We start from the raw sequence: 17,962 nt of genomic DNA, 5'->3' as shown, positions 1-17,962 counted from the left end.
GATCGACCGGCAACAGCATCAAGCCCAGCCTCGCGCTGGGCTTTTTTGTTTGTCGATTGCCTGCACCGGCCTCTTCGCGGGTAAACCCGCCCCCACAGGTACAGCACAGCCTTCAGCATTTGTGCAAAACCTGTGGGAGCGGGTTTACCCGCGAAGAGGCCGGTGCAGGCAATCGACAAACAAAAAAGCCCAGCGCGAGGCTGGGCTTGATGCTGTTGCCGGTCGATCAGCTCTTCGGTGTGTCCACCGAAGCCTGCTGGTTGGCCTGGCCAGTCTGCTCGTACCAGCCACCGCCGAGCGCCTTGTACAGGTTGACCTCGCTGGTCAGCTGCGAGAGGCGGTCGGTGATCAGCGACTGCTGCGACGAGTACAGGTTGCGCTGGGCATCGAGGAAGGTCAGGTTGCTGTCGATACCGATGCGGTAGCGGCGTTCGGCCAGGCGGTAGTAGTCCTGGTTCGCCTGCACCAGGTCGCGTTGCGCCTGCAGCTGCTGTTCGAAGGTCTGGCGCGCCGCGAGGCCATCGGAGACTTCCTGGAAGGCGGTCTGGATGGTCTTTTCGTACTTGGCGACGTTGATGTCCTTCTGGATCTTCGAGTAGTCCAGGCTGGCCTTCAGGCTGCCGGCGTTGAAGATCGGCAGGTTGATCTGCGGCTGGAACAGCCAGGTGCCCTGGCCGCCCGCGAACAGGTGGCCCATGTCGGGGCTCAGGCTGCCGGCATTGGCGGTCAGGCTGATGCTCGGGAAGAACGCTGCACGGGCTGCACCGATGTTGGCATTGGCGGCCTTGAGCAGGTGTTCGGCTTCCTGGATGTCCGGGCGACGCTGGAGGATGTCGGACGGCAGGCCGGCCGGCACTTCGGCCAGCTGGTCGGCATTGAGCTCCAGCGGCTTGGCCAGGTCGGCCGGAATGCCGGTGCCCAGCAGCACGGTCAGGCTGTTGACGTCCTGGGCGACCAGGCGCTGGTACTGCGAGTACTTGACCCGTGCGCCTTCCACGGCGGTGCGCGACTGGCTGACGTCGAGCGCCGAAGCCACACCGACTTCGTTGCTGCGACGGGTCAGGTTGTAGCTTTCCTCGTAGGTCTTGAGCGTCTCTTCGGTCAGCTTGAACAGCGCCTGGTCGGCCTGCCAGGTGTAGTAGGCGTTGGCCACGCTGGCCACCAGGGCGATCTGCGTGGAACGGCGCGCCTGTTCACTGGACAGGTAGGTTTCCAGGGCCTGCTCGGTCAGGCTGCGGACGCGACCGAACAGGTCCAGCTCATAGGCACTGACGCCCAGGGTGGCCGAGTACTGGCTGGTGATGTTGGACTCACCGGTGGTCGACATGTTCGCCGGCACGCGCTGGCGGCTGCCGCTGCCGGTGGCCGAAACCGCCGGGAACAGGTCGGCACGCTGGATGCGGTACTGGGCGCGGTAGGCGTCGATGTTCAACGCCGCCACACGCAGGTCACGGTTGTTCACCAGCGAGGTCTGGATCAGCTGCTGCAGTGCCGGGTCATGGAAGAACTGGCGCCAGCCCTGTTCGGCGGCGGCCACGTCGGCCGACTGGGTCGGCGAGTACGCAGGGCCTTGCGGCCACTGCGCGGCCACCGGCGACTCCGGGGTCTGGTAGTCAGGGATCAGCGAGCAGCCGCCAAGAATGAAAGCGGTTACCGCCAGGGACAACAAAGACTTGGTCATTGCCCAGCCTCATAACGTGGAGTTTCAGGGGTGACGTCCTTTTCCGGCTCTTTGCTGCCGAACAGCGACGACACTGCGACGAAGAATAGCGGTACCCAGAAGACTGCCAGCACGGTCGCACTGATCATGCCGCCGATTACCCCGGTGCCGATGGCGTGTTGGCTGCCTGCACCAGCGCCGCTGGCGATGGTCAACGGTACCACGCCGAGGATGAACGCCAGCGAGGTCATGATGATCGGGCGCAGACGCATGCGGCAGGCTTCGATGGCCGAGTCGTACAGGCTGCGGCCCTGCTCGTGCAGTTCCTTGGCGAATTCGACGATCAGGATCGCGTTCTTCGCCGCCAGGCCGATGGTGGTCAACAGGCCGACCAGGAAGTACACGTCGTTCGACAACCCGCGCAGGCTGGTGGCGATCAGTGCACCGATGATACCCAGTGGTACTACCAGCACGACGGCGATCGGGATCGACCAGCTTTCGTACAGCGCTGCCAGGCAGAGGAACACGAACAGGACCGAGAGGGCGAACAGCGCCGGCATCTGCGAGCCGGAGAGTTTTTCCTCGTAGGACATACCGGTCCAGGAGAAGCCGATACCGGCTGGCAGTTCGCCGGCAATGCGCTCGACTTCGGCCATGGCTTCACCGGTACTGTAGCCTGGCGCTGGCGCACCGAGGATTTCCATCGCTTCGACGCCGTTGTAACGCGACAGCTTCGGCGAACCGTAGGTCCATTCGCCCTTGGCGAAGGAGGAGAACGGTACCATCTCGCCGGCGCCGTTGCGCACGTACCACTTCTGCAGGTCTTCCGGGCTCATCCGCGAGTTGGGTTCACCCTGGATGTACACCTTCTTGACCCGGCCACGGTCGATGAAGTCGTTGACGTAGCTGGCACCCAGGGCAATCGACAGGGTGTTGTTGATGTCGGCGATGGTCACGCCCAGGGCGCTGGCACGTTCGTCATCGATGGTCAGCTGGTACTGCGGCTCATCGTTCAGGCCGTTCGGGCGCACGGCGCTGAGGATCTTGCTTTGCGCGGCCTTGGCCAGGAACTGGTTGCGCGCCTCCATCAGCTTGGCATGGCCGACACCGCCGCGGTCCTGCAGGAACACGTCGAAGCCGGTGGCGTTACCCAGTTCCAGTACCGCAGGCGGGGCGAAGGCGAACACCATCGCATCGCGGAAGGTGAAGAAGTGTTGCTGGGCGCGCTGGGCGAGGTTGAATACGCTGTTCTCGGCCGAACGCTCGTCCCACGGCTTGAGCATGATGAACGCCATACCGGAGCTCTGGCCACGGCCGGCGAAGTTGAAGCCGTTGACGGTGAACACCGACGCTACGGTGTCGGATTCTTCCTTGAGCAGATACTCACGCATCTGGTCGACCACCACCTGGGTGCGTTCGGCACTGGAGCCGGCCGGCGTCTGTACCTGGGCGAACAGTACACCCTGGTCTTCTTCAGGCAGGAACGCGGTCGGGATACGGGCGAACAGCCAGATCATGCCGACCACGATCAGCGCATAGGCCAGCAGGAACGGCACCTTGTTGCGCAGGATCGCGCCAACGCTGCGTTCGTAACCGTTTACGCTGCGGTCGAAGTTGCGGTTGAACCAGCCGAAGAAACCACCTTTGGCGGTGTGGTGTTCGCCTTTCTTCAGCGGCTTCAGCATGGTTGCGCAGAGTGCCGGGGTGAAGATCAGCGCCACCAGCACCGACAGGCCCATGGCCGAGACGATGGTGATGGAGAACTGCCGGTAGATCACACCGGTGGAACCGCCGAAGAACGCCATGGGCAGCAGTACCGCCGACAGCACCAGGGCGATACCCACCAGGGCACCCTGGATCTGGCCCATGGAACGCTTGGTCGCCTCCTTGGGCGGCAGGCCTTCCTCGGACATGACCCGCTCGACGTTCTCCACCACGACGATGGCGTCGTCCACCAGCAAGCCGATGGCCAGGACCATGGCGAACATGGTCAGGGTGTTGATGCTGAAGCCCGCGGCGGCAAGGATGCCGAAGGTACCCAGCAACACCACCGGGACGGTCATGGTGGTGATGATGGTGGCGCGGAAGTTCTGCAGGAACAGGTACATCACCAGGAACACCAGGACCACGGCTTCGATCAGGGTGTGGATCACGCCGCTGATCGATTCGGTGACCACCGGGGTGGTGTCATACGGGAATACCGCTTTCACCCCAGGCGGGAAGAACGGTTCCAGGTCGGAAACGGTCTTGCGCAGGGCCTTGGCGGTGTCCAGGGCGTTGGCTCCAGTGGCCAGTTTTACCGCAAGGCCGGAAGCCGGCTTGCCGTTGAACTGTGCGCTGACCGCGTAGTTTTCGCCGCCCAGGCCAACCTGGGCAACATCGCCCAGACGTACTTGCGAACCGTCGCTGTTGACCTTGAGCAGGATCTTCTCGAACTGCTCGGCGGTCTGCAGGCGGGTCTTGCCGATGATGGTGGCGTTCAGCTGGGTACCCGGCAGGGCGGGCAGGCCGCCGAGCTGGCCGGAGGACACCTGCACGTTCTGCGCGGCAACGGCGGTCTTGACGTCGACCGGGGTCAGCTGGAACTTGTTCAGCTTGGCCGGATCGAGCCAGATACGCATGGCGTACTGCGCACCGAACACCTGGAAGTCACCGACACCGGCAGTCCGCGAAATCGGGTCCTGCATGTTGGAAACGATGTAGTTGGCCAGGTCGTCCTTGGTCATGCTGCCATCTTCGGACACCAGGCCGATCACCAGCAGGAAGTTCTTCACTGCCTTGGTGACACGGATACCTTGCTGCTGCACTTCCTGCGGCAGCAGGGGAGTGGCCAGGTTCAGCTTGTTCTGCACCTGGACCTGGGCGGTGTCAGGGTTGGTACCCTGCTCGAAGGTGGCGGTAATGGTCATGCTGCCGTCGGAGTTACTTTCCGACGACACATAACGCAGGTTGTCGATACCGTTGAGCTGCTGCTCGATGACCTGTACCACGGTGTCCTGCACGGTCTGCGCCGAGGCGCCCGGGTAGGTCACGGAGATGGCGATGGCCGGCGGCGCGATGCTCGGGTACTGGTTGATCGGCAGCTTCAGGATCGACAAGGCGCCGACCAGCATGATCACCAAGGCGATCACCCAGGCGAAGATCGGGCGATCGATAAAGAACTTCGACATGGTTTACTCCGCTTTGGCGTCTGCTTTGGCCGCGCTGGCCTGATCAGGTTTGCCGGGCTGCTTGACGTTGGTGGCGTCGCTGACCTTGACCTCGACACCTGGGCGCACGTACTGCAGGCCTTCGGTGATCAGGCGGTCGCCCGGGTTCAAGCCGTCCTCGATCAGCCAGTCGCTGCCCAGGGTACGGCTGGCCTTGAGCTGGCGCAGTTCGACCTTGTTCTCCTGGTTGACCACCAGTGCGGTCGGCGCGCCTTTGAGGTCGCGGGTCACGCCCTGTTGTGGGGCCAGGATGGCGTTGGCGTTGACCCCGGCCTTGAGCCGCGCATGCACGAACATGCCAGGCAGCAGGGTGTGATCAGGGTTGGGGAAGAGCGCGCGCAGGGTCACCGAACCGGTGGTCTCGTCGACCGCGACTTCGGAGAACTCCAGGCGGCCTTCCTGCTTGAACAGGCTGCCGTCTTCCAGTACCAGCTGCACCGAGGCAGCGTTGTCGCCGGCTTTCTGCAGCTGGCCGCTTTCCAGGTCACGGCGCAGCTTGAGCAGCTCGGCGGTGGACTGGGTGACGTCGACGTAGATCGGGTCAAGTTGCTGGATGGTGGCCATGGCATTGCTCTGGCCGTTGCTCACCAGGGCACCTTCGGTGACCGAAGAGCGCCCGATGCGGCCGCTGATCGGCGCCAGGACCTTGGTGTAACGCAGGTCGATCTGCGCGCTTTTCAGCGAAGCTTCGGCCTGCAATCGTTTGGCACTGGCATCGTCGTATTCCTGTTTCGACACCGCCTGCTCATTGACCAGCTGCTTGTAGCGCTCGGCCAGAGAACGGGTGGATTGCAGGTTGGCCTGGGCGTTGGCCAGGGTGGCTTCGTACACGGCAGGGTCGATCTGGTACAGCTGCTGGCCTTCCTTGACCTCGCTGCCTTCTTTGAACAGGCGCTTGAGGATGATGCCATTGACCTGCGGACGCACTTCGGCAACGCGGAAGGCGCTGGTGCGCCCCGGCAATTCCGAGGTCAGGGTGAAGGACTGTGGCTGCAAGGTGACGACGCCGACCAGAGGAGCCTGCGCTGCGGGCGCGGCTTCTTCTTTCTTACAGCCACTTAGCAGGGTTGCCAGGGCGACGGCGGAAACCAGAGCGGTAACGGCTGGCTTGAATTGCATGAGGATCCTCGGGTCGCAAGAGCAGGGAGATGCTCAAGAGTAATGGAAGAGTCTTGTCAGAAAAAAACTATCCGGTGGATAAATAGCTTACTAACGAATATACTTACATTCACGGTTGTTTGTAAATACCGCTGGGTAGTACTCGGCTACTACCACAGCCCTTGACCAGCCCATCCGGGAGGCACCCTGCAGAGGTGACCCCGGCGGTTTTCCCCGCCTGCACAGCGCAGCGGGCCCAGATGAGGTTGCACTGCCATGGTCCGTCGAACCAAAGAAGAAGCCCAGGAGACTCGCGCCCAGATCATCGAGGCAGCGGAAAAGGCCTTCTACAAGCGCGGGGTTGCGCGAACCACACTGGCCGACATCGCCGAGCTGGCGGGCGTGACCCGGGGGGCGATCTACTGGCACTTCAACAACAAGGCGGAACTGGTGCAGGCGCTGCTCGACAGCCTGCATGAAACCCATGATCACCTGGCGCGGGCCAGTGAAAGCGAAGACGAGCTGGACCCGCTCGGCTGCATGCGCAAGCTGTTGCTGCAGGTACTCAACGAGCTGGTGCTGGACGCCCGTACCCGGCGTATCAATGAAATCCTGCATCACAAGTGCGAGTTCACCGATGACATGTGTGAAATTCGCCAGCAGCGCCAAGGCGCGGTGCTGGATTGCCATGTGGGCATCAAGCTGGCCTTCGCCAATGCCGTGCGCCGCGGCCAGTTGCCTGTGGATATGGATATAGAGCGAGCGGCCGTGGCTTTGTTCGCCTATGTCGATGGCCTGATCGGGCGCTGGTTGCTGCTGCCGGACAGCTTCGATCTGCTGCGCGACGCGGAAAAATGGGTCGACACAGGGCTGGATATGCTGCGCTTGAGCCCTGCGCTGCGCAAATGACACTTTGTGAAGGATTGTGAGGAAGTGTTTCCCTTGTGTGTTAAGTGAGCATTAATACCTTACGGCAACTGCGCGGGCTTCAACGGCCGCGCAATTGTCGATCCGGCAGCGCCAAGGCTGCCAGCAGCCCCAGCAACGCAATCCCCGCACTGCCCAGCAGCAGGTGACGGAACGTCTCCAGCAGCTTCATCTGCGTGTGTGGGTCCGCTTCGCCCGCCTTGAGGCTCCCCAGCAGCGGGTTACCCAGCAGCTCGAAACCACCTTGTTGCAGCAGTGCCAGCAGCAGGCTGGACATGCACGCCACGCCCATGGCCCCGCCGAGCGAGCGGAACAGGTTGGTGGTGCTGGTGGCCACACCGATATCCTTGCTTTCCACCGCGCTCTGCGTGCCCACCAGCGAGGTCGGGAACTGCAGGCCACAGGCGATGCCGGTCAGCAGCATGAACACGGCACTGAGCAGGCCAGACTGCGGCGGGGTGATGGCCATGGCGAAGATTGCCACGGGCATCAGCACGGCGCCGGCCAGAATCTGTGGCTTGAAGCGCCCGGTGCGGCTGGTCATGCGGCCACCGGTGAAGGCGCCCAAGGGCAGGCCCATGACCAGCGGCAGCAGGTGCAGCGCGGCGCTGTCGGCTCCGGCGCCGGTAATGCCCTGGTAGCGCAGCGGCATCAGCATGGTCAGCGAGATCGACTGGAAGCTGGCGAAGAAGATCACTCCCCAGCACAGTACGGCTACCCGGTTGCCGAACAGCCCCATGGGCAGCAGTGGTTCCTGGCAGCGCCGCTCGTGGCCGATGAACAACGCCAGGCCAAGCACCGCACAGGCGAACAAGGCCAGCACGGGCGTGGCAGTCCAGGGCTGCCCCTGGCCGACCAGGGTGATGCCCAGCAGCAGACTGCCCAGGCCGAGGATCAGCAGCACGGCGCCGAGGTAGTCGACCCGGGCCTGGCGATGCTGTACCGGCATGCCGGCCAGGGCGCGACGGATCGCCCACAGCGCGACCAGGCCCAGCGGCAGGTTGATCCAGAACACCCAGCGCCAGGACAGGTACTCGGTCAGCCAGCCGCCCAGCACTGGCCCGGCCACGCTGGCCACGGCGTACATGCTGCTGAAGTAGCCCTGGTAACGGCCCCGCTCACGCGGTGGCACGAAATCGCCGATGATAGCCTGGCTCACCGACACCATGCCGCCGGCACCAATGCCTTGCAGCACGCGGGCCATGACCAGTTGCGGCATGTCCTGGGCCAGGGCGCAGGCGATCGAGGCCAGGGTGAACAGGCTGATACCGGTGAGGATCATGCGCCGCCGGCCATACAGGTCGCCGAGCTTGCCGTAGATCGGCACGGCCACGGTCATCGCCACCATGTAGCCGGAAATCACCCAGGCCAGCAGGCCGACATCGTTGAACCGGGCCGAGATGGCCGGCAGGGAGACGGCGACGATGGTCTGGTCGAGGGCACCCAGGAAGATCGCCAGCATCAGGGCGGTCAACACGTTGCGCAGGACGGTCGGGGGCAGGGCGGCAGTCACGGGGGTACCTTGTCTGGAAGGGCGACGCGAATAGCGGGATTGTAACCCGAGTTAGGTAGCTTCCTATGTACTATCTGCATCGCCTATGCAAGATCGGCATTGGCGCATTCATCCAGAGCTGCATGGCCGCGTGATATCGTTGGTATGCCACAGGGGCTGTAAGCCGCGGCCTGCACCAGCCTGGTGCAACATTATGCCGCAAGGTTTGTACGCCGCTGTCTCCCACACCTTTTATTCCTCTGCCTGCATGTCGAGCATGACCGCCCAGATGGCGACGGTTGGAACAGGTCAGGTAGACCCGATTCAGGGGTCGGTAGCAACCGTTCAATTTCTACATATATAAGCGGAGTGATCATGCCCAAGGCTTCCCATCAAGATCTGCGTTTTGCCTTCCGCGAGCTGCTCGCTTCAGGCTCCTGCTATCACACCGCCTCCGTGTTCGATCCGATGTCGGCACGCATCGCTGCCGACCTGGGCTTCGAAGTCGGCATCCTCGGCGGTTCGGTGGCCTCGTTGCAGGTGCTGGCCGCACCGGACTTCGCCTTGATCACCTTGAGCGAATTCGTCGAGCAGGCCACCCGCATTGGCCGCGTGGCGCAACTGCCGGTGCTCGCCGATGCCGACCACGGTTACGGCAATGCGCTCAACGTCATGCGCACGGTCATCGAACTGGAGCGTGCCGGCGTGGCTGCGCTGACCATCGAAGACACCCTGTTGCCCGCCCAGTTCGGGCGCAAGTCCACCGACCTGATCTCGGTCGAAGAGGGCGTGGGCAAGATTCGTGCAGCCCTGGAAGCGCGTGTCGACTCGTCGCTGTCGATCATCGCCCGGACCAACGCCGGGGTGCTCACCACCGAGGAAATCATCGTCCGCACCCAGAGCTACCAGAAGGCCGGTGCCGACGGTATCTGCATGGTCGGGGTGAAGGATTTCGAGCAGCTGGAGCAGATTGCCGAGCACCTGACCGTGCCGCTGATGCTGGTGACCTATGCCAACCCCAACCTGCGTGACGACGAGCGCCTCGCTCGCCTGGGCGTGCGTATCGTGGTCGATGGCCATGCCGCCTACTTTGCCGCGATCAAGGCCACCTATGACTGCCTGCGCCTGCAGCGCGGCCAGCAGAACAAGTCCGAAAACCTCAGCGCCACCGAGCTCTCGCACACCTACACCCAGCCCGAGGACTACATCCGCTGGGCCAAGGAGTACATGAGCGTCGAGGAGTGATTGGCGTGGCGCCAATCAACTAACGGACGGCACTCAAGGTTGCGGTGTGGGGCACGCAGTGTTCCTGCTCGCAACGGTTGGCCGCACTGGGCTGGCTGCGTAGCAGTTCGGCGCGCCAGCAGGCCGAGCCATACAGCGCCGCGACCGCGGTCAGGGCCATGACCAGGGCGACTCTTCTGGACTTGATGCCCATGGTGCTCACCTCCTGTTACTGCGACAGGTGATACCTCAAGCATAGTCAATACAGGTCCCGGTCCCACTCCGGTTCGTCCTTGAACCGTTGCACCAGAAAATCCAGCATGCTGCGCAAGGTCGCCGGCATATGCTTGCGCGAGGTGTACACCGCGTTCAGGTTCAGCTCCCGTGGCCGTGCGTCGGGCAGCAGGCGCAGCAGGGCGCCGCTGCGCAGTGCCGTGGCCGCCTGGTAGGTTGGCAGCATGGCGATGCCGGCACCGGCCAGGGTCGCGTTCTGCAGCGTCATGACCTCGTTGGCGCTGATGTTGCCTTGCACCGGCACGGCGATCTGCTGGCCGCCCACCTCGAAATGCCACAGGCTGTGGCCGAAATAGGCATGGGTCAGGCAGTTGTGCTGGCTCAGTTCCTCGACCCGCTGCGGCGTGCCGTGCTCGCGCAAGTAGGCGGGCGTTGCACAGATCACCGAGCGGCACACGGTCAGGCGCCTGGCAATCAGGTTCGGGTCCAGCTCGTTGCTGGTGCGGATAGCCAGGTCGATACGCTCGTCCACCAGATTGACCGTGCGATCGAGCATCTGCAGTTCAACCTTCACGCCTGGGTAGCGCCGCACATACTCGGCGACCGCATCGGCCAGCTGCGCCTGGCCAAACGACGTACTGACGCTGATACGCAGGGCACCCTTTGGCGCATCTTGCGGTTGCTGCACGGCGGCCTGCAGGTCGCCGGCCAAGTCCAGCAACTGCCGGCAGCGGGGCAGGGTTTCCTGGCCGGCGGCAGTCAGGCTGAGCTTGCGCGTGGTGCGTTGCATCAGCCGTGCGCCGACCCAGTCCTCCAGTTCAGCCAGGTAGCGCGACACCACAGGCCGCGACAGCTGCAGGTGATCAGCCGCTGCCGACTGGCTGCCCAGGTCGACGACGGTGACGAAAACGCGCATGGCGTTGAGACGGTCCATGATTTGCCCGATTTTAGAAACAAACTATGTCTGAGCATCGCATTTTTTGTCATGGATCGGGCAACTAAGCTGTTGCCCATCGTTCATCCCGCAGGAGTCACCATGTCGCTCTTCACCCCCTTGCGTGGCCTGCTGCTGGCCTGCATCACCCTGGCCGGCCCGGCACTGGCCGCCGAGCCGTTGCAGCTCGAGGTATACAACCCGGGGCATCAGGCCATCTTCCCGGTCAGCTCGGTGATCGTCAGTGGCGAGAAAGAGGCCATCCTGGTCGATGCCCAGTTCGGCAAGGCCCAGGCCGAGCAACTGGTGCAGCGCCTGCAGGCCAGCGGCAAACGCCTGACCACCATCTACATCAGCCACGGCGACCCGGATTACTACTTCGGCCTGGACACCGTGACCCAAGCCTTCCCCGACGCCAAGGTGCTCGCCTCGGCCGCCACGCTGGCTCATATCCGCCAAACCATGGACGCCAAGCTGGCCTACTGGGGGCCACAGATGGGCGCGGACAAACCGGCACGGCTGGTGCTGCCGCAAGTGCTACAAGGCCACCGCTTGATGCTGGAAGGGCAGTCGCTGGAGGTCGTCGGCCTGGATGGCCCACAACCGGATCGCAGTTTTGTCTGGATTCCGTCCATCAGGGCAGTGGTCGGCGGTGTCGTGGTTGCGCAGAACATCCACGTGTGGATGGCCGACACCCAGACGGCCAAATCCCACGCCGACTGGCTTGCCACCCTGGCGAAGATCGAGAGCCTGGCACCGCGTACGGTGGTGCCTGGCCATTACCTGGGCCAGAGCAGCCACTCACTCGACGCCGTGCGTTTCACGGCGGGCTACATTCGCGCGTTCGATGCCGAAGCGGCCAAGGCGAAGGATAGCGGCGCATTGATTGAGGCGATGAAGCAGCGCTACCCCGCGCTTGCCGATGAGGGTTCGCTGGAACTCGGCGCGAAAGTCGCCAAGGGCGAAATGAAGTGGTAATTCCATTCAACTGACAGGAGCATTTTCGATGAGCAAGATCGCAATTATTGGCGCCACCGGCCGTGCTGGCAGCCAACTGCTGGAAGAGGCTCTGCGTCGCGGCCACAGTGTGGTGGCCATTGCCCGTGACCCATCGCAGCTGCAGGGGCGCGAAGGTGTAACCACCCAGGCATTGGATGCCAAGGACAGTGCCGCCCTGCAGCAGGCGGTCGCGGGTGTCGACGCGGTGCTCAGTGCAGCGCACTTCTCGACCCTCGAGCCCCACGCCATCATCGAGCCGGTCAAGCGTGCCGGGGTCAAGCGCTTGCTGGTGGTGGGCGGTGCAGGCAGCCTGCTGCTGCCTTCCGGGCACCGCGTGATCGACAGCCCGGACTTCCCGGAAGCCTACAAGGCTGAGGCCAGTGCCGGGGTGCGTTTTCTCGATGTGCTGCGCCAGGAGCTGACATTGGACTGGACCTTCCTGTCGCCATCGGCGGAGTTCGTCGAAGGAGCGCGTAGCGGGCACTACAAACTGGGCAAGGACCATCTGCTGATCGGTGCGGATGGCAAAAGCACGATCACCTTTGCCGACTTTGCCATTGCCATGCTCGATGAGCTGGAGAAACCGGCGCACTCGCGCCAGCGCTTCACCATCGGCTACTGAGTCGCCTGCTTCGCGGGCATGCCCGCTCCCACAGGTACTGCACAGGTTTCAAGCCTTGCGCCGAACCTGTGGGAGCGGGCGCGCCCGCGAATAGGCCCTCATTGGCTGGCTCGGCTTTCAAGCCAATCAAACAATTCCACCAAGCCTGGAGGATGGCTCTTGGGGTGGCTTGCCAGGTAATACGCTTTGCCGGTTTGAACCTTCAGCGCAAACGGCATGCACAGCCGTCCCCCGCGCAAGTCATCACCGATCAGCGCCCAGTCGCCAATCGCCACCCCGGTTCCCTGCGATGCCATGGCCATCGCCATGTCCAGCGTTTCGAAATGCTGCTTCGGCCCCTGTGCCTCCAGCACCACGCCTGCTGCCTGAAGCCACAGCCGCCAGTCATGCTCATCCCGTGACGGATGCAGCAGCATGTGCCGCGCCAGGTCCTGAATCTGTTGCAGGGGTACCGCCCCTTTCAACAGCGAAGGCGCGCACACCGGTGTCAGTTGCTCGTCGAACAGCTTGCGCACCCGCAGGCCATGGTTCGGCGCAGCGCCATAGACCACGGCGGCATCGAACCCCTCACGGCGAAAATCCACCCCGTGCTGCACCGTGGTGGTCAACTCGACCGGCACGTCGGGCCGCAGCGCCTGCCACTCCATCAGCCGTGGCAGCAGCCAACGCATCACGCAGGTTGGTGCCTTGAGCTGCAAGGTGGCGCTGCGTCCGCCCACTTCACGCACGCCTTGTTCCATAAGGCCGAAGATCTGCTGTACCCGAGGCAGCCAGTCCTGGCCTTCGCGGGTCAGGCTCAGGCCGCGAGCTTGGCGCTGGAACAAGGCGTAGCCCAGGTGTTCCTCGAGCCCGGCGATCTGCCGGCTGACGGCACCTTGGGTGATGTGCAGCTGCTGGGCGGCACGGGTGAAATTGCAGTGCTGGGCGGTGACCAGAAAGGTGTGCAGGGCGGACAGGGGGGGGAGCCGTTTCATTGCGCTGAGCCATGATTACAGGACATGGCTAGTATGTGTTTTTTTGCATTGTGGCGGTAGCACTGCCTTGGGTCCAATGGGCGCAGATTCCAACAAAATCCAAGGTGACATCCGATGGCAACCTGCGGCGAAGTACTGGTCAAACTCCTTGAAGGCTATGGCGTGGACCATGTCTTCGGCATTCCCGGCGTCCATACCGTAGAGCTCTACCGTGGCCTGGCAGGCTCGTCGATCCGCCACATTACCCCGCGCCACGAGCAGGGCGCCGGGTTCATGGCTGATGGCTATGCGCGTACCCGTGGCAAGCCCGGCGTGTGCTTCATCATCACCGGCCCGGGGATGACCAATATCACCACCGCCATGGGCCAGGCCTATGCCGATTCGATCCCGATGCTGGTGATCTCCAGCGTGCAGTCGCGAGATCAACTGGGCGGTGGTCGCGGCAAACTGCACGAGCTGCCCAACCAGGCAGCGCTGGTGTCGGGCGTTGCGGCGTTCTCGCAGACGCTGATGAGCGCCGATGACTTGCCGCAGGTGCTGGCTCGCGCCTTTGCCGTGTTCGATGGCGCCCGCCCGCGCCCGGTGCATATCGAGATCCCGCTGGACGTGCTGGTCGAGCCTGCCGACCACCTGCTGCCAGGCCGCCCTGTGCGCAGTGCCCGTGCAGGTGCTGCACCCCAGGCCGTAGCTGCCATGGCCGAGCGCCTGGCCAATGCCCGCCGGCCGCTGATCCTGGCCGGTGGCGGTGCACTGGCTGCGGGTGCACCGCTGGCGCTGCTGGCTGAACATTTGCAGGCACCGGTGGCACTGACCATCAACGCCAAAGGCCTGCTGCCAGCCAGCCACCCGTTGCAGATCGGCTCGACCCAAACGCTGGTCGCCACCCGGGAGCTGGTGGAAGAGGCCGATGTGGTGCTGGCGATCGGCACCGAACTGGCCGAGACCGACTATGACGTGACCTTCAAGGGCGGTTTCAAGATTCCCGGCAGCTTGCTGCGCATCGACATCGATCCGGACCAGACCGTGCGCAACTACCTGCCCGAGCTGGCGTTGGTCGCGGATGCCGAGCTGGCCGCGCAATCCCTGCTTGAGGCCTTGCGTCAGCTACCCGCACCGGTGTGTGCCGAGGGCTGGGGCGTTGCCCGCGCGCAGCGCCTGCGCGAAGCGTTGGCAACGGGCTGGGACCAGCCGACGCTGAGCCAGACACGCCTGCTGAGCAGCATTCTGCAAAGCCTGCCCAATGCCATTCTGGTCGGCGACTCGACCCAGCCGGTGTACACCGGCAACCTGACCCTGGACATGGATCAGCCGCGGCGCTGGTTCAATGCTTCGACCGGCTACGGCACTTTGGGCTATGCATTGCCAGCGGCGATGGGTGCCTGGTTGGGCAGCGCCGAGCAAGCGGCCGAGCGTGCGCCAGCGGTCTGCCTGATTGGCGATGGCGGCATGCAGTTCACCTTGCCGGAACTGGCCAGCGCGGTAGAGGCGCAGGTGCCGATGATCGTGCTGCTGTGGAACAACCAGGGTTATGAGGAGATCAAGAAGTACATGGTCAACCGGGCGATCGAGCCGGTTGGCGTGGACATTCATACCCCGGACTTCATCGGCGTGGCCCGGGCACTGGGCGCCGATGCCGAGCATGTGGCCGATGTCGAGCAACTGCAGGCTGCGCTGGGACGGGCGGTGGAGCGCAAGGGGCCGACGCTGATCCAGGTCGATCAGAACCAGTGGCAGGCAGCAGTAGCGGGCTAGTTCAGCCCGCACTGGCCCGCAACCGCGCCACATCTCGAATCGGCGGTGCGCCATATAGCCGGCTGTACTCGCGGCTGAACTGCGACGGGCTTTCGTACCCGACCCGATAGCCCGCCACCGCCGCCTCCAGGCCGTCGTTGAGCATCAGCCGCCGCGCTTCCTGCAGGCGCAGTTGCTTCTGGTACTGCAGCGGGCTCATGGAAGTCACAGCCTTGAAGCGGTGATGCAAGGTCGAGGTGCTGAGGTTGACCTCACGGGCCAGGTCCTCGATACGCAGCGGCTGCTGATAGTTCTGGTTGAGCCAGGTGATGGCCTGGCACACCCGGTGGGTCTGGCTGTTGGCCAGGGCGATTTCGTACAGACGATAACCCTGCGGCCCACGCAACAGGCGGTAGAGAATCTCGCGACGAATCAGCGGTGCCAGCATGCCGATGTCGCGCGGTGTGTCCAGCAAGCGGACCAGCCGCAGCAAGGCGTCGAGCAGCTGCGGGTCGGTGCGTTCCACATACAGGCCACGGCCGGAGGGCAGGTTGGGCACCAGCATGGGGCCGCTCTCTGCGATCAACTGGCTGATTTCGGCCGGGTCGAGGTCCATGCGGATGCCCAGGCTCGGGTTCTCCGGGCTGGCGTCCAGTTTCACGCCACTCAGCGGCAAGGTCACCGATACCACCATGTAATGCAACGGGTCGTAGGCGTATTGTTCGTCGCCGAGGAACAGGCTTTTGCTGCCCTGGGCCAGGATGCACAGCGCCGGTTGAGCCAAGGTCGGCACCGAACGGACGTTCTCGGTGTAGCGCACCAGATACAGGTCGTCGATGGCCGAGGCGGGGCCATGGGGCTCGCCAGCGTGCTTGCGGATCAACGCGGCCAGTTCCTGGCGCTGCACTTCCAGGGTCGGGTCGATGGTCGGGGCGGTGGTCATGATGGCTTTCCTCTACTGACCGACGCAGCATAGGTTTGGGCAATGGCAGGCGCTAGTCGAAAGCTGCACGTCGATTGCCTGATCCTGCCGCGCTGCAGGATCAGGCAATCGCTGAGCAGTAATGGCCTAACGCGTCGCGCGCGCCAGCCCCTAACCTTGGCAGCCTGGTTTTTCCGCCCGCCTGCTTCAAGGAGATCGTGCAATGACCCTACGACAACCGGTCACCCATCTGGCTTTCATCCGTGCCAGCAGCGGTCGTTCCGCAGAACTTGGCGCCCGCCTGCGCGACCTGCTGGAGCCATCCTTGCGCACCCCGGGCTGCCTGAGCTTCACCGTGCAGCGTTCCCAGGCCGACGCCGACCTGTGGCTGCTCAGCGGCAGTTGGCAGGATCAACAGGCGATGAGCGGTTACTTCGCCTCGCCCACCCTCAATGTGTTCGGCGAGCTGGTTCAGGCGCAGGTCGTCAGCAGCCTCGACCTGCATACCTTCGATTGAAACACGGTTAGAATGCCGCCCATCGATCAACAGGCGGATGGCAACATGGCACGTAGAGAATTCCCGCATTTCGAAGCGGTTTCGGCGATGGTCCCGGTGGAAGGCGGTGGCTATAACGCCGCCATCGCGGTCAAGGCCCTGGGCATGGGCGGCGCGCCGCGCTTTCACAAGGTACTCGACGAGCAGGTGTTCAAAAGCGCCGTGGCGGCTGACGAAGCCGCCTGCGCCGAGCTTGCACGCCTGCAGGGCGTGGGCGAGGAAGGCGAACTGATCTGGTGATCAGGCCTGTGGGCGAGCCATCTTGAACAGGTTGCCCAACTCGAAGTAATCCGCCGGGCCACCGCCACGCAGGATCGGCTCGGCGGCAGCGGTATCGTAGATGCCGTTCTTCAGCAGGTGCTCGGCAATGTGCACCGCCACCACTTCACCCAGAATCAGCCAGCTGGGCACCAGTTGCTGATCGGCGCGCTTGAGCTGGACGATCTGGCTCACCTTGCACTCGAAGGCCACCGGCGTTTCGCCCACGCGTGGCACCTTGACGATGTTCGAAGGCACCGCAGTCAGGCCGCTCAGTTCGAACTCGTTGATATCGGCCGCGACGGCAGCGCAGCTCTGGTTCATCTGCTCGGCCAGTGGCCGGGTGGCCAGGTTCCAGACGAACTCGCCGGTCTGCTCGATGTTGTTCAGGCTGTCTTTGCGCCCGACGCTGCAGAAACCGATGATCGGTGGAATGTAGTTGAAGGCGTTGAAGAAACTGTACGGCGCAAGGTTCAGCTGGCCGTCCTGGCTCTGCGAGGAGATCCAGCCGATCGGGCGCGGGCCGACGATGGCGTTGAACGGGTCATGGGGCAGGCCGTGGCCTTTGGCGGGTTCGTAGTAGTACATCTGCCAGCATCCTGGGAACGAGGCGCCTAGTGTGCCAAGCCTTTGTCCGCCTGAAAATGATCAAGCCCGGCGCGAGGCCGGGCTGGTAGCGCGCAACAGGGATCAGCTGAGGCGGTGGGCGTTGGTGCGGTCGAAGCCGTCTTCGGCGAAGCGTTGGGCGTTGGTGTGATCGAAACCATCTTCGGCGAAGCGCTGAGCACCGGTGTGGTCGAAGCCGTCTTCTGCGAAGCGTTGAGCGCCAGTGTGATCGAAGCCGTCTTCGGCGAAGCGCTGGGCACCGGTGTGATCGAAACCGTCTTCCGCGAAGCTGGCCGATTGGGTCTGGGCGGCGGCGAAGGTGTGGGCGTTGGTGCGGTCGAAACCATCTTCGGCGAATGCGCCAGCAGCGAATACCGAGAGGGCCAGGGTGAGGATCAGTTTGCTTTTCATGGTGGTTGCTCCTTTGGGTGCGAGAGGTTGTTTGTTGCTATGGGTTTAATGCTACGCCGATTAATTTGATTAAAAAGCGCAAAAAATAGCGTCTAAAAATCGAAT

Annotated in this window: 17 protein-coding genes; 7 read left to right on the top strand and 10 right to left on the bottom strand. The window is 63.6% G+C overall.

All coding sequences use genetic code 11. The features are described 5' to 3' along the window. Window positions 1–226 precede the first annotated feature (226 nt). The 3 genes from J7573_RS05300 to ttgA are packed head-to-tail and all read right to left on the bottom strand — an operon-like array spanning window position 227 to window position 5,988. Window positions 227–1,681, bottom strand: a complete 1,455-nt coding sequence (locus J7573_RS05300; protein ID WP_294326828.1) for an AdeC/AdeK/OprM family multidrug efflux complex outer membrane factor — start codon at window positions 1,679–1,681, stop codon at window positions 227–229. Then, complete coding sequence (gene ttgB, locus J7573_RS05295) at window positions 1,678–4,830, bottom strand: multidrug efflux RND transporter permease subunit TtgB (RefSeq protein ID WP_294326826.1); 3,153 nt, start codon at window positions 4,828–4,830, stop codon at window positions 1,678–1,680. The genes J7573_RS05300 and ttgB overlap by 4 nt, the downstream gene beginning before the upstream one ends. 3 nt (window positions 4,831–4,833) lie before the next feature. After that, a complete protein-coding gene (gene ttgA / locus J7573_RS05290) occupies window positions 4,834–5,988 on the bottom strand; it encodes a toluene efflux RND transporter periplasmic adaptor subunit TtgA (RefSeq protein WP_294326824.1) in 1,155 nt (384 codons plus the stop codon). A 255-nt stretch (window positions 5,989–6,243) separates the two neighbouring features. On the opposite strand from ttgA, the gene ttgR reads away from it, so the two are divergent. Continuing rightward, complete coding sequence (ttgR, locus tag J7573_RS05285) at window positions 6,244–6,876, top strand: efflux transport transcriptional regulator TtgR (RefSeq protein ID WP_294326823.1); 633 nt, start codon at window positions 6,244–6,246, stop codon at window positions 6,874–6,876. Window positions 6,877–6,955: 79 nt separating this feature from the next. Here ttgR and J7573_RS05280 read toward each other — a convergent pair whose 3' ends face one another. Continuing rightward, the gene (locus J7573_RS05280; protein WP_294326822.1) at window positions 6,956–8,407 is read right to left on the bottom strand and encodes an MDR family MFS transporter; all 1,452 of its coding nucleotides are present in this window, start codon (window positions 8,405–8,407) and stop codon (window positions 6,956–6,958) included. 354 nt (window positions 8,408–8,761) lie between these two features. Between J7573_RS05280 and J7573_RS05275 the strand changes: the two genes are divergently transcribed. Next, window positions 8,762–9,631 carry an oxaloacetate decarboxylase gene (locus J7573_RS05275; RefSeq protein ID WP_027917915.1) on the top strand — a complete coding sequence of 290 codons (870 nt, stop codon included), beginning with the start codon at window positions 8,762–8,764 and terminating at the stop codon, window positions 9,629–9,631. A gap of 19 nt (window positions 9,632–9,650) precedes the next feature. Here J7573_RS05275 and J7573_RS05270 read toward each other — a convergent pair whose 3' ends face one another. Next, window positions 9,651–9,824 (bottom strand): hypothetical protein, encoded by a 174-nt coding sequence (locus tag J7573_RS05270; protein WP_177408513.1) that lies wholly within the window; start codon window positions 9,822–9,824, stop codon window positions 9,651–9,653. A gap of 45 nt (window positions 9,825–9,869) precedes the next feature. Beyond that, a complete protein-coding gene (locus tag J7573_RS05265) occupies window positions 9,870–10,778 on the bottom strand; it encodes a LysR family transcriptional regulator (protein WP_294326812.1) in 909 nt (302 codons plus the stop codon). A gap of 102 nt (window positions 10,779–10,880) precedes the next feature. Here J7573_RS05265 and J7573_RS05260 point away from each other — a divergent pair, with 102 nt between their 5' ends. Together J7573_RS05260 and J7573_RS05255 are read left to right on the top strand one after the other, a co-directional pair. Then, window positions 10,881–11,756, top strand: coding sequence for an MBL fold metallo-hydrolase (locus J7573_RS05260; protein WP_294326810.1), 876 nt, complete (start codon window positions 10,881–10,883; stop codon window positions 11,754–11,756). Between the two features lie 28 nt (window positions 11,757–11,784). Next, a complete protein-coding gene (locus J7573_RS05255) occupies window positions 11,785–12,399 on the top strand; it encodes an NAD(P)-dependent oxidoreductase (RefSeq protein ID WP_294326809.1) in 615 nt (204 codons plus the stop codon). Between the two features lie 98 nt (window positions 12,400–12,497). Here the strand turns inward: J7573_RS05255 and J7573_RS05250 are convergent, their stop codons facing one another. Further along, window positions 12,498–13,373, bottom strand: coding sequence for a LysR substrate-binding domain-containing protein (locus J7573_RS05250; protein ID WP_294326807.1), 876 nt, complete (start codon window positions 13,371–13,373; stop codon window positions 12,498–12,500). 114 nt (window positions 13,374–13,487) lie between these two features. On the opposite strand from J7573_RS05250, the gene J7573_RS05245 reads away from it, so the two are divergent. Then, window positions 13,488–15,125: a 5-guanidino-2-oxopentanoate decarboxylase gene (locus tag J7573_RS05245; RefSeq protein WP_294326805.1), complete on the top strand. Its 1,638-nt coding sequence runs from the start codon at window positions 13,488–13,490 to the stop codon at window positions 15,123–15,125. A 1-nt stretch (window position 15,126) separates the two neighbouring features. On the opposite strand, the gene J7573_RS05240 is transcribed toward J7573_RS05245, so the two are convergent. Further along, window positions 15,127–16,047 (bottom strand): AraC family transcriptional regulator, encoded by a 921-nt coding sequence (locus tag J7573_RS05240; RefSeq protein WP_294326802.1) that lies wholly within the window; start codon window positions 16,045–16,047, stop codon window positions 15,127–15,129. Window positions 16,048–16,249: 202 nt separating this feature from the next. On the opposite strand from J7573_RS05240, the gene J7573_RS05235 reads away from it, so the two are divergent. Further along, on the top strand, window positions 16,250–16,543 hold the full coding sequence (locus J7573_RS05235) for an antibiotic biosynthesis monooxygenase family protein (protein WP_103449332.1): 294 nt from the start codon (window positions 16,250–16,252) through the stop codon (window positions 16,541–16,543). 45 nt (window positions 16,544–16,588) lie between these two features. Then, window positions 16,589–16,822 (top strand): hypothetical protein, encoded by a 234-nt coding sequence (locus J7573_RS05230; RefSeq protein WP_159409050.1) that lies wholly within the window; start codon window positions 16,589–16,591, stop codon window positions 16,820–16,822. On the opposite strand, the gene J7573_RS05225 is transcribed toward J7573_RS05230, so the two are convergent. Further along, a complete protein-coding gene (locus tag J7573_RS05225; protein WP_294326795.1) occupies window positions 16,823–17,428 on the bottom strand; it encodes a flavin reductase family protein in 606 nt (201 codons plus the stop codon). A gap of 102 nt (window positions 17,429–17,530) precedes the next feature. Then, window positions 17,531–17,857 (bottom strand): hypothetical protein, encoded by a 327-nt coding sequence (locus J7573_RS05220; RefSeq protein WP_294326794.1) that lies wholly within the window; start codon window positions 17,855–17,857, stop codon window positions 17,531–17,533. Window positions 17,858–17,962 lie beyond the last annotated feature (105 nt).

Origin of the sequence: Pseudomonas sp., assembly GCF_017744435.1 — a bacterium.
In the GTDB taxonomy this organism is placed as follows: Bacteria; Pseudomonadota; Gammaproteobacteria; order Pseudomonadales; family Pseudomonadaceae; genus Aquipseudomonas.
The sequence above is the reverse complement of the archived record's forward strand: the minus strand, read 5'-3'. Positions and strand labels throughout refer to the sequence as shown.

Excerpts from the sequence above, each read along its gene's own strand:
- J7573_RS05250 (WP_294326807.1), bottom strand. The coding sequence starts at position 13,373 with ATGAAACGGCTCCCCCCCCTGTCCGCCCTGCACACCTTTCTGGTCACC.
- ttgR (WP_294326823.1), top strand. The coding sequence starts at position 6,244 with ATGGTCCGTCGAACCAAAGAAGAAGCCCAGGAGACTCGCGCCCAGATC.
- ttgB (WP_294326826.1), bottom strand. The coding sequence starts at position 4,830 with ATGTCGAAGTTCTTTATCGATCGCCCGATCTTCGCCTGGGTGATCGCC.
- J7573_RS05270 (WP_177408513.1), bottom strand. The coding sequence starts at position 9,824 with ATGGGCATCAAGTCCAGAAGAGTCGCCCTGGTCATGGCCCTGACCGCG.
- J7573_RS05235 (WP_103449332.1), top strand. The coding sequence starts at position 16,250 with ATGACCCTACGACAACCGGTCACCCATCTGGCTTTCATCCGTGCCAGC.
- J7573_RS05275 (WP_027917915.1), top strand. The coding sequence starts at position 8,762 with ATGCCCAAGGCTTCCCATCAAGATCTGCGTTTTGCCTTCCGCGAGCTG.
- J7573_RS05255 (WP_294326809.1), top strand. The coding sequence starts at position 11,785 with ATGAGCAAGATCGCAATTATTGGCGCCACCGGCCGTGCTGGCAGCCAA.
- J7573_RS05225 (WP_294326795.1), bottom strand. The coding sequence starts at position 17,428 with ATGTACTACTACGAACCCGCCAAAGGCCACGGCCTGCCCCATGACCCG.
- J7573_RS05260 (WP_294326810.1), top strand. The coding sequence starts at position 10,881 with ATGTCGCTCTTCACCCCCTTGCGTGGCCTGCTGCTGGCCTGCATCACC.
- J7573_RS05220 (WP_294326794.1), bottom strand. The coding sequence starts at position 17,857 with ATGAAAAGCAAACTGATCCTCACCCTGGCCCTCTCGGTATTCGCTGCT.
- J7573_RS05265 (WP_294326812.1), bottom strand. The coding sequence starts at position 10,778 with ATGGACCGTCTCAACGCCATGCGCGTTTTCGTCACCGTCGTCGACCTG.
- J7573_RS05245 (WP_294326805.1), top strand. The coding sequence starts at position 13,488 with ATGGCAACCTGCGGCGAAGTACTGGTCAAACTCCTTGAAGGCTATGGC.
- J7573_RS05230 (WP_159409050.1), top strand. The coding sequence starts at position 16,589 with ATGGCACGTAGAGAATTCCCGCATTTCGAAGCGGTTTCGGCGATGGTC.
- ttgA (WP_294326824.1), bottom strand. The coding sequence starts at position 5,988 with ATGCAATTCAAGCCAGCCGTTACCGCTCTGGTTTCCGCCGTCGCCCTG.
- J7573_RS05300 (WP_294326828.1), bottom strand. The coding sequence starts at position 1,681 with ATGACCAAGTCTTTGTTGTCCCTGGCGGTAACCGCTTTCATTCTTGGC.
- J7573_RS05240 (WP_294326802.1), bottom strand. The coding sequence starts at position 16,047 with ATGACCACCGCCCCGACCATCGACCCGACCCTGGAAGTGCAGCGCCAG.